12 protein-coding genes are annotated in these 12,040 nt (G+C 43.9%); 9 read left to right on the top strand and 3 right to left on the bottom strand.

Annotated elements, in window-relative coordinates:
• Nucleotides 1-3: 3 nt before the first annotated feature.
• A complete protein-coding gene (gene lrp, locus ACHUFM_RS06560; protein ID WP_013797955.1) occupies nucleotides 4-480 on the bottom strand; it encodes a leucine-responsive transcriptional regulator Lrp in 477 nt (158 codons plus the stop codon).
• 539 nt (nucleotides 481-1,019) lie between these two features.
• Between lrp and ACHUFM_RS06555 the strand changes: the two genes are divergently transcribed.
• The 9 genes from ACHUFM_RS06555 to phoR all read left to right on the top strand — a co-directional run bounded on the left by ACHUFM_RS06555 (nucleotide 1,020) and on the right by phoR (nucleotide 10,124).
• Nucleotides 1,020-2,042, top strand: a complete 1,023-nt coding sequence (locus ACHUFM_RS06555; RefSeq protein ID WP_394180721.1) for an amino acid ABC transporter substrate-binding protein — start codon at nucleotides 1,020-1,022, stop codon at nucleotides 2,040-2,042.
• A 108-nt stretch (nucleotides 2,043-2,150) separates the two neighbouring features.
• A complete protein-coding gene (locus ACHUFM_RS06550; RefSeq protein WP_394180719.1) occupies nucleotides 2,151-3,326 on the top strand; it encodes an amino acid ABC transporter permease in 1,176 nt (391 codons plus the stop codon).
• A 10-nt stretch (nucleotides 3,327-3,336) separates the two neighbouring features.
• Nucleotides 3,337-4,437 (top strand): amino acid ABC transporter permease, encoded by a 1,101-nt coding sequence (locus ACHUFM_RS06545; protein ID WP_394180718.1) that lies wholly within the window; start codon nucleotides 3,337-3,339, stop codon nucleotides 4,435-4,437.
• 22 nt (nucleotides 4,438-4,459) lie between these two features.
• On the top strand, nucleotides 4,460-5,239 hold the full coding sequence (locus ACHUFM_RS06540) for an amino acid ABC transporter ATP-binding protein (RefSeq protein WP_394180716.1): 780 nt from the start codon (nucleotides 4,460-4,462) through the stop codon (nucleotides 5,237-5,239).
• Nucleotides 5,240-5,335: 96 nt separating this feature from the next.
• Nucleotides 5,336-6,604 (top strand): HDOD domain-containing protein, encoded by a 1,269-nt coding sequence (locus ACHUFM_RS06535; protein WP_394180714.1) that lies wholly within the window; start codon nucleotides 5,336-5,338, stop codon nucleotides 6,602-6,604.
• A 6-nt stretch (nucleotides 6,605-6,610) separates the two neighbouring features.
• On the top strand, nucleotides 6,611-7,171 hold the full coding sequence (locus ACHUFM_RS06530) for a chorismate--pyruvate lyase family protein (RefSeq protein ID WP_394180712.1): 561 nt from the start codon (nucleotides 6,611-6,613) through the stop codon (nucleotides 7,169-7,171).
• The gene (gene ubiA / locus ACHUFM_RS06525; RefSeq protein ID WP_394180710.1) at nucleotides 7,168-8,022 is read left to right on the top strand and encodes a 4-hydroxybenzoate octaprenyltransferase; all 855 of its coding nucleotides are present in this window, start codon (nucleotides 7,168-7,170) and stop codon (nucleotides 8,020-8,022) included. Before ACHUFM_RS06530 ends, ubiA begins: the two co-directional genes overlap by 4 nt.
• 84 nt (nucleotides 8,023-8,106) lie before the next feature.
• The gene (gene phoB / locus ACHUFM_RS06520; RefSeq protein ID WP_113873163.1) at nucleotides 8,107-8,802 is read left to right on the top strand and encodes a phosphate regulon transcriptional regulator PhoB; all 696 of its coding nucleotides are present in this window, start codon (nucleotides 8,107-8,109) and stop codon (nucleotides 8,800-8,802) included.
• Nucleotides 8,799-10,124, top strand: coding sequence for a phosphate regulon sensor histidine kinase PhoR (gene phoR / locus ACHUFM_RS06515; protein WP_394180708.1), 1,326 nt, complete (start codon nucleotides 8,799-8,801; stop codon nucleotides 10,122-10,124). Before phoB ends, phoR begins: the two co-directional genes overlap by 4 nt.
• Before the next feature lie 64 nt (nucleotides 10,125-10,188).
• On the opposite strand, the gene ACHUFM_RS06510 is transcribed toward phoR, so the two are convergent.
• Together ACHUFM_RS06510 and cysZ are read right to left on the bottom strand one after the other, a co-directional pair.
• Nucleotides 10,189-11,040, bottom strand: a complete 852-nt coding sequence (locus tag ACHUFM_RS06510; RefSeq protein WP_113873161.1) for a response regulator — start codon at nucleotides 11,038-11,040, stop codon at nucleotides 10,189-10,191.
• Complete coding sequence (cysZ, locus tag ACHUFM_RS06505; protein WP_394180706.1) at nucleotides 11,040-11,819, bottom strand: sulfate transporter CysZ; 780 nt, start codon at nucleotides 11,817-11,819, stop codon at nucleotides 11,040-11,042. The genes ACHUFM_RS06510 and cysZ overlap by 1 nt, the downstream gene beginning before the upstream one ends.
• Between the last annotated feature and the right edge of the window lie 221 nt (nucleotides 11,820-12,040).

The following is a 12,040-nucleotide window of genomic DNA, read 5'->3' as shown; positions in this document are numbered from 1 at the left end:
CGTTTAAGGAATATTGACGACCGTGGTGCTCTTCACTTCTTCCATAGCCACATAAGTACGAGACTCACGTACATGAGGTAGGGTCAGCAAGGTTTCACCTAATAACAGCCGATAAGAGTCCATATTCGATACACGTGCTTTTAGTAGGTATTCAAAATCCCCTGCGATCAAATGACACTCTAAAATTTCCGGAATTTCAGACACCGCGGTTTTGAATTCATTAAAACCTTCAGGTGAAGTGGTTTTTAACCTAATCTCAACAAACACTAACAGGCCGGCATCCACTTTTTTGGGATTCACCAGAGCACAATAGCCCGTAATGTAGCCGTTCCGCTCTAGTCGACGCACACGTTCCAAGCAAGGAGTTGCACTCAAACCAACACGACTCGCCAACTCCACATTGGATAAACGACCGTTTATTTGCAACTCTCGTAGAATTTTTTTGTCCAATCGATCAAGTGGTTTTGTTGAGTTATCCATTTGATATGGATCTCCTTACTAAACATCTAAGAATGACTAAGTTTACCATGTAGAGGGTAATTTTGGGAAAGTGCTTTATTCATTATATTTTGTATGGACTTTACCTTTACAAAAAAGCACCAAAATAAAGCGTGCAGAATGTGCGCGCACAAATATGGACTAACAAAACAAACAAACGCCCCAAAAAGGAGCAGAGACGTAAAATAATTTAAATCTAACCCATTGTTTTATCTAAGTTAAATATTACCCAGCTGCGTTAAACCTCATTCTTCTGGTAGACCACTTATCGTCAAATAAAGTGCAAAAAATAAGTACTTTGAGGCGTGTTTTTAATATTTTATTCTTGACTATGACGCAAAAGAGTAATTCTATAGGGGTATGTGATGATCCTCTAGAGGAATCGTCTGCATATGTAAGACAACAAGAATAATTAAATGTTGGCATCAACTTTGCTTTCAAAACATAGGTTTCAAATTAAATCTATTGAAATTCTGCAAAATTACAACATACATATAAAATCGCCTGGGAGGCTCAATATAATGAAATCCAATGTAGGTAAATTACTGTCTACTGCTGCCATTGCTGCAACAATCAGCACGGGTGCAGCCGCTGCTACCCTAGATGACGTAAAAGCAAAAGGCTTCATCCAATGTGGTGTTAGCCAAGGCGTTCCTGGTTTCTCTAATGCGGATGTAAACGGCAACTGGTCAGGTATCGACGTTGACGCTTGTCGTGCAACGGCTGCGGCTATCTTTGGTGATGCACAAGCCGTTAAATTCACTCCTCTTTCTGCAAAAGAACGTTTCACAGCCCTTCAGTCTGGCGAGATCGACATGTTGTCTCGTAATACGACTTGGACTTACACTCGTGATACGTCTCTAGGTCTAGATTTTACGGCGGTTAACTTCTATGACGGTCAAGGCTTCATGGCTCGTAAAGACCTAGGTGTTGAATCTGCTCTAGATCTTGATGGTGCCACTGTTTGTACTGAGCAAGGTACAACAACAGAATTAAACATGGCGGATTTCTTCCGTAAGCATAAAATGAACTATGTACCTGTTATCGTACAGAAAGCAGACGAAGCACTAGCCGCTTACGCTTCTGGTCGTTGTGACGTTTTCACAACCGATAAATCAGGTCTTGCTGCTCACCGTTCAAAATTGTCTGATCCAAACGCTCACGTAATTCTTCCAGAAACGATCTCTAAAGAGCCTCTAGGCCCTGTCGTTCGTCACGGCGACAACCAGTGGAAAGACATCGTAACTTGGGCTATGTTCGTTCAGGTTAACGCTGAAGAAATGGGCATCAGCTCTAAAAACGTTGCTAAAATCAAATCTGAGTCAAACGATCCAGGCATCCGTCGTCTACTAGGCGCTGAAGGTAACATGGGTGAGTCTCTAGGACTTGGTGCTGATTGGGCTTACAACATCATCGCTGAAGTAGGTAACTACGGTGAAGTGTTTGAGCGTAACGTTGGACCAAACACACCAGTTGGTCTGCCACGCGGTATTAACAATCTATGGACAGAAGGTGGTGTTATGTACGCGCCGCCAGTACGTTAATACCTAAAGCGACCTGCTTCGGGTATTTATCCAGCGACTCCACTGAGTCGCTGGATTTCTCCCCCCTTCCTTACACATCTGACGAGCATTTCAACTGCCTGAAACAAGATGAGCGATCAAAATAGTTCAAGTATAAAAAATTTTTTGAATGATGCAGGCAACCGAGCCCTCATTTTTCAAGCTTTACTTCTGGCCGTGGTAGTTTTCGTAGGTTATTACTTGTTTAGTAACTTACAAGCCAACCTGGCAGACCAAGGTATTTCCACTGGCTTTGAATTTTTAAACCAACCAGCTGGATTTCCCGTCCTTATTCACCTTATTGAGTATACTGAGGCCAACACCTACGGAAGAGCGTTTGTTGTTGCTCTAATTAATACCATTGTTATCTCTTTATTGGGGATCGCGTTAGCCACTGTTATTGGCGTTGTGATGGGCTTAGCTCGTCTTTCTAATAACTGGTTGGTTGCACGATTAGCCACGGTTTATGTCGAGACATTGCGTAATATCCCGTTATTGCTACAAATGTTTTTCTGGTATTTTGCGGTTCTAGCAACCTTACCTATCCCTAAGAACAGCATCATTTTTGGTGATTTTTTCTTAAACAAACGTGGCGTCTATTCCCCTAACCCAATTGCCCAAGATGGTTTTGGTATTGTGATTGCAGGTTTTATCCTGTCCATCATCGCATCCATTGCTCTGATTGTTTGGGCCAAAAAACGCCAAACGAGAACAGGTCTTTGGTTTCCAGCCTACTGGGCGTCTTTCGGTACTATCATCGTCATTACCTTTTTAGCTTTGGTGGTTTCTGGGTTCCCTATCGAGTTTGACCTTCCACAAAAAAGTCGTTTTAACGTCACTGGTGGTATGGTTCTGCCTCCAGAATTTGTGGCGGTATTAGTGGCATTGTCTACTTATACTGGCGCATTCATTGCGGAGATCGTTCGTGCAGGTATCTTGTCCGTCAACTGGGGGCAAACAGAGGCCGCGCGCTCTTTGGGCCTGAAAGACAGTCTAACGCAGCGTTTAATTGTCTTACCGCAAGCGTTACGAGTCATTATTCCGCCCCTTACTAGTCAATTCCTAAACTTAGCGAAAAACTCGTCATTGGGTGCGGCTATCGCTTACCCAGAATTGGTTGCTGTTGTTATGGGTACAACGCTGAACCAAACCGGTCAGGCCATTGAGAACATCGGTCTGTGTATGTTGGTTTACGGTACATTGAGCTTATCTATCTCAATGTTTATGAACTGGTATAACAAAAAAATGTCACTAATAGAGCGCTAGGAGGAAGAACATGGCTATTGAATTCAAACCATCACCAAGCCTTCCACCACCAGTGAATTCTGTTGGTGCGGTGGCCTGGATTCGTCAAAATTTATTGTCGTCCCCATTAAACGTATTTTTAACCCTATTTAGCTTTTATATTTTATATTTGCTGGTCCCACCCGTGATTGAATGGGGCTTTGTCGGAGCAACTTTTACTGGTGCGTCAAAAGCTGACTGTACTGGTGATGGCGCCTGCTGGGCATTCATAGGGGTCTATTTTGAACAGTTTATGTATGGACTGTATCCATCAGAAGAAACATGGCGCATTAATCTGGCCTTGATTCTATTGGTGCTTTTATTAGGTACATACGCTGTTAAAACAGTGAATAAGCTTTACTTATCCCTAGTGATTTTGGTGGTTTATCCTGTTATTGCTTACTTCCTATTTGCAGGTGGTGTATTCGGTCTAGAAGTCGTTGAGACGTCTTTGTGGGGCGGCTTATTCTTGACCACTCTGTTAGGGGTTGTCGGTATTGTGGCGTCCTTCCCTCTTGGGGTTTTGTTGGCGCTTGGTCGTCAATCTAACATGCCAATAGCAAAGTCCGTTTGTATCGTCTTCATTGAAACGATTCGAGCGGTACCACTGATCACCATCTTGTTCATGGCATCCGTAATGATTCCTTTGTTCTTACCTGAAGGTATGAACTTCAACAAGTTATTACGAGTTCTGATCGGTATTACTTTGTTCTCTGCTGCCTATATGGCCGAGGTCATTCGTGGTGGCTTACAAGCTATCCCGAAAGGTCAATATGAAGCCTCTGATGCGATGGGATTAACCTACTGGCAGTCGATGATCTTAGTCATTTTGCCGCAGGCATTAAAATTAGTCATTCCAGGGATCGTAAACACATTCATTGGTTTATTTAAAGACACCACTCTGGTTTACATTGTGGGGATGTTTGATCTACTTGGTCGTATTCAAGCCGCAACTCATGATGCTAACTGGCTCGGAATGACCATTGAAGGATATGCCTTTGCCGGTTTTATTTATTGGGCGGCCTGTTTTGGCATGTCTCGCTACAGTATGAGAATCGAGCGTAAATTAGAAACTGGGCACAAGCGAAATTAGTTAAGAATTTGAGGTCTATATAATGACAAATACCAATATGGCTCGTGCCCAACTAGCGCAGGGCGAAGAAGCAATTATCGAGTTTAATGATGTCAATAAATGGTACGGTGATTTCCACGTACTTAAAAACATCAACTTTAGTATTAAGAAGGGTGAACGAATCGTTGTTTGTGGACCTTCCGGTTCCGGTAAGTCTACGATGACACGCTGTATTAACCGCCTAGAAGAGCACCAGAAAGGTACAATTCTCGTCGATGGCGTTGAAATGAATGACAACTTGAAAAACATCGAAGCGATCCGCAAAGACGTTGGTATGGTGTTCCAGCACTTCAACTTGTTCCCACATTTGACCATTTTAGAGAACCTAACCTTAGCACCAATCTGGGTTCGTAAAATGCCAAAGAAACAAGCCGAAGAAATGGCGATGCACTACTTGGAACGCGTCAAAATCGCGAACCAAGCCTTGAAGTACCCAGGCCAACTTTCTGGTGGGCAACAACAGCGTGTAGCGATTGCTCGTGGTTTGTGTATGCAGCCACGCATCATGCTGTTTGATGAACCGACTTCGGCACTTGACCCAGAAATGATCAAAGAAGTATTGGACGTTATGGTTCAATTAGCAGAAGAAGGCATGACCATGGTTTGTGTGACTCATGAAATGGGCTTCGCAAAAACCGTTGCTGACCGAGTGGTCTTCATGGACGCCGGCGAAATCGTTGAAGCCAATGGGCCTCACGAGTTCTTCGATAATCCACAGCATGACCGCACGCAAAACTTCTTAAGCCAAATTTTGAATCACTGATTCGATATTTATCTTTAAAATCTGTTATATTTGCAAAAGCCCCTATCATAGGGGCTTTTTTAGTTTAATTAATCCTTGTTCTAACAGAGAAAATATATGGAAATCTCAGCCGATCAACAGCCCAGCAAGCGACTGCGAGTGGTACATCTAGCAGACCATACAGGCCGTTTACAGGTGATTTTTCCTGAACAACATATGTTAGACATTGCCGCTGTTTCTCGCATCACTAAACGACGTTTTGAACCCATCACTAACTTCAACAGTGAGGGCGACCCACTGATCAAACCCAACAGTGTGTCGAGCATTATTGAATCCAGCTTATTAGCCGAGCCAAAAGTACTGATACGATTAAAGTCCGACGGTCCGTATCATGAAATCCGCTCCGATGAATTGAAAACCATGTTTAGCGGCCCTTTGAATCGCTTTGAAGACATTTCACTCGATATCGATAACATCAAACGTCCGGCGGATAATCATGAGAATGATGAAGAGCAGATACTAGAAGCGCTTGGCCGTTTTCAGTCGATTCGTCTTAAACAGCGCCTCGAAGAAACCTTAGAGATTCCACCACTACCGGCTTCTTCTCACCGTATTATCCGCTTGTCCGCAGACCAAACCGCTGGCACGGATGAATTGTGTGAGGTCATCGCACTGGACCCAAGCTTAGCAGCACAGGTCATCAGTTGGGCGTCGTCCCCTTACTATGGTGCCCCTGGGACAATTGAGTCAGTCGAAGATGCCATCATTCGGGTGCTGGGGTTTGATATGGTGATGAATCTGGCGCTGGGCTTATCGATGGGCAATGCCTTCCACGCGCCTGATAATGGTCCAAGACATTATGAAAATTTTTGGTTGGATTCGGTTTCCAATGCCGTCTTAATGGAAGCCTTAGTAAAAGCCATGCCCAACGAAAAACGTCCTAAACTGGGTCACGCTTATCTTGCCGGTCTTTTGCAAAACTTCGGTTATTTGGCCATCAGTAGTATTTTACCACCGCACTTTTCGATTTTATCCCGATATTATGAAGCCAATGCACACTTACCCAGTGAATTAGTCGAAATGCAAATCCTGCACTTTACCAAGGAACAGCTAGGGTCTTGGCTGTTACGTTACTGGAGTTTACCAGACAACATTTGGACAGCCATTCGCTACAGCAAAAAGCCACACTATTATGGTGAACACGCTACATTAGCCAAACTTCTCTATGTTTCTCATCAACTGCGCAATGATTTGGATATAGATCCATCGGTGTTGGTCGAAGTGGGCTTAGACGTAGAGCAAGCAGAAACGTGCCGAAAAGAGGTATATCAGTCTTCTCATGAGCTACATAAGATGGTTTCTCTTATCGATAAAATGAATGCCTAACATTGTATGACTCGCCTTAATTCACTTGCCACCAAACAATTTGACTACCGTTGGCAACCTGCTCATTGTGTTAGTAAAACCAAAATACCCAGCTATTTATGGCCTTGGTTAACCACAGATAAATCATTAACCAGTAAATTACAGCGCATTGGCAAACTCAGTGTCGACGTGATTGAAGATAAATGGGGCACGGCCAGTCTGCGAGAAAGGCGTAAGCTCAAATTAAAGCCAAGAGAAGCCGTCCGCATCCGCACTGTCCTGTTAAAACTGGATGGTCAAACCGTGATCTATGCTCGCTCAATTATTCCTGCTCGCTCGTTACTTGGTCACTGGCGTCAAGTTCCTCATTTAAAAGACAAGCCATTAGGCGGTTATCTTTTCCAACATCGCACCCTCTCCCGTAGCCCGATTGAAATTACGGAATTACCTGCGGCGATGTTTCCAGATCAACCCCATAGTGTTTGGGCAAGACGCTCGGTATTTCATCAATATGGTGTTGGTATCTTGGTAAATGAAGCCATATTTGACACAATCTCTCATTTCAAATCGCCCTTTGGATTGCTATGAACAAGCTAAAAGATTACGCAGAACTCACCCGTTTTAATCGCCCAATCGGCTCATTACTCTTAATGTGGCCCACTTTATGGGCGCTTTGGCTAGCCGCCGATGGGCGACCAGACTGGTCTTTGTTAGTGATTTTCGTCTTAGGGGTATTTAGCATGCGATCGGCAGGTTGCGTGATCAATGACTATGCGGATCGAAAGGTAGATGGCCATGTTGATCGAACGAAGAACCGTCCTCTCCCCTCTGGACGAGTGTCTGAAAAAGAAGCCCTTGCTCTGTTTACAGGCTTATCCTTACTCAGTTTCTGTTTGGTGCTATTAACTGATTTGCAAACCATATTACTGTCCTTTGTCGGTCTTGGTTTGGCTGCTCTGTACCCATTTATGAAGCGTTATACCCATCTGCCTCAGCTTTTTCTTGGTTTGGCCTTCTCTTGGGCCATTCCTATGGCTTACAGCGCACAAGGAGGCAGTTTAAACGACCCTATTCTGTGGATGCTGTTTCTGGCTAATTGCTTCTGGACGATCGCTTATGACACTTACTACGCGATGACCGACCGACCAGACGATTTAAAAGTCGGCATCAAATCGACTGCAATACTCTTCGGCCAGTACGATCTATTGGTCATTGTGTGTTTACAAGCTTTAACCTTATCCCTTTTGACATGGATCGGCTTCTTCGCCACACTGGGTTGGCCTTATTTTCTGGCTTTGTTGATTTGCATCTGGTTGTTTTATAAGCAATATCAACAAGCAAAAGACAGAGATAGGCAAGCTTGTTTTCGCTCTTTTCTAGAGAACAACCGCATTGGATGCTGTGTCTTTATCGGTTTGGTTATCAGCTATTTTACTTAATATGTGGCAAAGTTATGACAGTTTAACTAAATTGTCATAATTGCTCGCTTTAATAAAACCGTTCCTGAGATGAGGGTAGATCCTGTGACCGGTAAAAAAGTTTTAATTATTGATGATGAATCTTCTATTCGCGAGATGATTGCCATTGCTTTAGAGATGGCTGGCTATGAATACATGGAAGCCGAAAATATTCAGCAAGCTCACGAAATTATCGTGGACCATCGACCAGATTTAATTTTGGTCGACTGGATGATGCCTGGTGGCAGCGGTATCGAGTTAACTCGCCGCATCAAAAAAGACAGTACCACGGCCGAAATTCCAGTCATCATGCTGACGGCCAAAAGTGAAGAAGACAATAAAATTCAAGGTTTAGAAGTCGGGGCGGATGATTACATCACCAAGCCTTTTTCACCACGTGAATTAGTGGCGCGTCTCAAAGCCGTACTACGCCGAGCAACGCCACAGGGCATTGATGAACCCATCGAAGTCGAAGGCCTTACCCTAGATCCGATTAGTCAACGTGTCACTATTGGCGCTCGTCCTCTGGACATGGGGCCAACAGAATATCGTTTACTCAAATTTTTAATGACTCACCAAGAACGAGCCTATTCAAGAGCACAGCTATTGGATCAAGTTTGGGGAGGCAACGTCTATGTCGAAGAGCGTACCGTTGATGTGCATATTCGTCGTTTACGTAAAGCCATTGGTGACAGTCATGATTTCTTGATTCAAACCGTGCGAGGCACAGGTTACCGTTTTTCAGCAAAAAGGTCGGTATGAAAACCATTTGGCGGAACACCATTCTTTCTTGGTTAACAGGTTTTATCGCCTGTGCCGTAATTGGCTATATCCTTGGCCATTTTTTGGCTGTTCTACTGCTGTATACCCTAGGAACCTTATACTGGCAGCTATACCAGCTGTATCAATTCCATAACTGGCTACGTCATTCAGGACGTGCCGCTCCGCCAGAGTCGAGTGGTATTTGGGGAGAAGTGTTTGACGCAGTATATCGCTTGCAAAAGAAACAGCGAAAATCCAAACGTCGTATGCGACAAGCCTTAACGCGGATTGAAAGCTCCACCAGCGCACTCAAAGAAGGTGTGATTATGGCGGACAACCAAGGCAACCTCGAATGGTGGAACAATTCAGCAGCTCATTTCTTAGGCTTAATGCGACCCGTTGACCGTGGACAAGTGATAACCAACATTGTGCGCAGCCCAGAATTCTTCCGCTATTTTTCGCAAAAGCGTTTTGGCGAACCTCTGGTCATTAAGTCTCCAGCAAAAGACGGTGTCTACCTAGAAGTTCAAACCACCTTATACGATAAAAACGATCATCTTATTTTCGTTCGTGATGTGACGCGATTACACCTGTTAGAGCAGATGCGCAAAGACTTTGTCGCCAATGCTTCTCATGAGTTAAAAACCCCTCTAACCGTCATTAAAGGCTATGTTGAAACCTTAGATATGTTTAAAGACAACCTGCCCAAAAGCATGCAAAAAGGCATCGTAAACATGGCAGAGCAGTCTGTTCGGATGGAACAACTGATTGAAGACTTATTGTTGCTATCTCGTCTTGAGAGCGATGACAAACGTGAAGAGAATCAATGGTATCGCGTATCAGACATCGTAGAGGCGATTCTAAAAACCACCACGGCCATCATGACGGATCAACACAAGTTGGTTACTCAGATCTCTGAAGACGCTCGAATTTATGGCTCTTATAAAGAACTCTACAGTGCTTTTTCCAACTTAATTGTCAATGCTGTCAAATACTCACCTGACGGTGGCGAGATCAATATTAAATGGGAATCCAGTGAGTTGAATGGCATTTTTTCAGTAAAAGACCAAGGGTTAGGAATTGACCCTCGACACATCCCGCGGCTCACAGAGCGCTTTTTCCGAGTTGATAAGGGACGTGGCTCAAAAACGGGTGGCACTGGCTTAGGGCTTGCCATCGTGAAACACGTTCTCTTACATCATGAAGCCAAACTACAAATCCGCAGCTTGCCTGGCACTGGCAGTACCTTCTCCTGTCACTTCCCTGCTAGCCGTGTACGCAAAGATACCGTCACCCAAACCACCAGCACCCTAAGTGAATAAAAAAAGGCGCTACCGTCACCTGTAGCGCCTTCTTGCTCACTGTATGAGTTTTCAATGTCGAGACTTATAAAGCGTCAAACAAACTCTTAATGAAAGTTTCTTTTTCTGCATCTTGATCTATTAAGCGCAAACCAACGGTTAAGAAAGTTGAGTCATGCTTCTTTTCTGTCGTGGCCACAGATTGTACGTAGTAATTTAGGCGATTAATGGTGGATTTGTGTTCTAAATCCAGTACTGCTTGCCCTAATACTTGAGGCACCACGTCATCACTCTTAATCAGCATAGACGCTTCTTGCTTACTGAATTGAATCACCATGCAACGAAACTGCTTATTTTCAAAGCGAACTAAGGTTGGAATTTTAACATCTTTAACGCTAACTTCTGCTTCACTTGGGTTCACGATTTTAGGCGTTTTCGCCGCTTTGGTCGCACCGCTTCCTCCACCCATCAATACATCAATGGAAGCGGCCGCGATACCCTGTGGTGAACCACTCGCCGCCCTAGGTTTTTGTGCCGTCAGCTTCCCAGCCAACTTATGCTTTTTCGCCGCTCCTAACACCTTGTTGACCAGCTGTTCACCTGAAAAGGGCTTGCCCAAATAATCTGTGACGCCCGCTTGTACCGCCTCCACTACATGATCTTTGTCGCCTCGGCTGGTAATCATCACAAAAGGCACATCGTCTTTTTGATACTTAGGTTGTTCGCGGCACCACTTTAACAATTCAACGCCCGTCATCTCAGGCATTTCCCAGTCACATAACACCATATCAAACTGGGTTTTATTCATTAACTGCTGAGCTTTACGGCCATTGACAGCGTCTTCAATCTCTACGGCAGGAAACTGCTTACGTAAGGTTCGGCGAATCAAATCTCGTGTGAACGAAGCATCGTCCACGACCAATATTTTAAGCGACATTATTTCATTCCATTATGAGAGTTTAACAACGCAGAGAAATCTCCATTCTCTACCCTAAAGATGGATACCCATAATAAAGTCGCTGCCACTACAGCTATTGGCATCACAAACAAATTAAACAGTGGAATGGTCAAAGACACCATTACTATGCCACCAAACGTCCAACACAACAGTGGCTGAGTTCTAAGGGCCATTCGCATCTCGTAAAACGACACCTTATTATTATCAAAAGCATAGTCCATATATTGTAGGGCAAGCATCCAAGCAGAAAACAATAACAGCAGAACCGGCGCAATGACATTCACTAAAGGGATAAAAGAAAGTACTAGCAGTAGTAAGAAACGCGGAACAAAGTACAGTACCTTCTGCATCTCTCGTTGCAAGCTACGGCCAATCACCGCCAAAATTACACTGGCAGTCAGACGTTCATCAAACACTTTTCCAGTGGTCTTTTCTTCTACTTTTTCCGCTAGAAACGCCATAAAAGGAGCCGCTAATATATTGACTCCTATTGAAAAGCTGTAAAACAATAAGACCGCGATGACCGCCCCAAAAATCAAATCCAAGAGCCAGCTGATAAACGACAGCCAATCCGGTAAAAAACCCATCGCCCAATTTAATATGTCTTGAAAATAGCTAAACGCCACCATGTAGATCAGCGCAATCAACAAAAAGTTTGCCAGTAGTGGCGCTAAAATAAACAGTCTTAATTCTTTTGACGCAATTAACGGTAAGGCCTTCAAAAAAGCCCCAGCCGCTTTAAATGGTTGTGTAATCAAAATAAATTCAACCCTATCAATCTTTCCTATCAAACCTGTTTGAGAATATCACGAGCCCCTTCACGTCTCCACATTTACTAGACGTATAAGGCAATACGGAATTTCGATTGTGACCTTTTGTTAATTAATGAACTATGGAAGCTTAAGGGCGAATCTGAATGGTGCAATTCAAACGCCTCACAATAACAGAGCACATCTAACAGCTAACCAACAAAGGGAAC

Origin of the sequence: Marinomonas posidonica, assembly GCF_043643765.1 — a bacterium.
Taxonomy (GTDB): domain Bacteria; phylum Pseudomonadota; class Gammaproteobacteria; order Pseudomonadales; family Marinomonadaceae; genus Marinomonas; species Marinomonas posidonica_A.
Note: the sequence above shows the minus strand (reverse complement) of the source record. Positions and strands in the feature narration are given on the sequence as shown.

Excerpts from the sequence above, each read along its gene's own strand:
- ACHUFM_RS06555 (WP_394180721.1), top strand. The coding sequence starts at position 1,020 with ATGAAATCCAATGTAGGTAAATTACTGTCTACTGCTGCCATTGCTGCA.
- phoR (WP_394180708.1), top strand. The coding sequence starts at position 8,799 with ATGAAAACCATTTGGCGGAACACCATTCTTTCTTGGTTAACAGGTTTT.
- ACHUFM_RS06510 (WP_113873161.1), bottom strand. The coding sequence starts at position 11,040 with ATGTCGCTTAAAATATTGGTCGTGGACGATGCTTCGTTCACACGAGAT.
- ACHUFM_RS06545 (WP_394180718.1), top strand. The coding sequence starts at position 3,337 with ATGGCTATTGAATTCAAACCATCACCAAGCCTTCCACCACCAGTGAAT.
- ACHUFM_RS06540 (WP_394180716.1), top strand. The coding sequence starts at position 4,460 with ATGACAAATACCAATATGGCTCGTGCCCAACTAGCGCAGGGCGAAGAA.
- ACHUFM_RS06550 (WP_394180719.1), top strand. The coding sequence starts at position 2,151 with ATGAGCGATCAAAATAGTTCAAGTATAAAAAATTTTTTGAATGATGCA.
- ubiA (WP_394180710.1), top strand. The coding sequence starts at position 7,168 with ATGAACAAGCTAAAAGATTACGCAGAACTCACCCGTTTTAATCGCCCA.
- lrp (WP_013797955.1), bottom strand. The coding sequence starts at position 480 with ATGGATAACTCAACAAAACCACTTGATCGATTGGACAAAAAAATTCTA.
- ACHUFM_RS06530 (WP_394180712.1), top strand. The coding sequence starts at position 6,611 with ATGACTCGCCTTAATTCACTTGCCACCAAACAATTTGACTACCGTTGG.
- ACHUFM_RS06535 (WP_394180714.1), top strand. The coding sequence starts at position 5,336 with ATGGAAATCTCAGCCGATCAACAGCCCAGCAAGCGACTGCGAGTGGTA.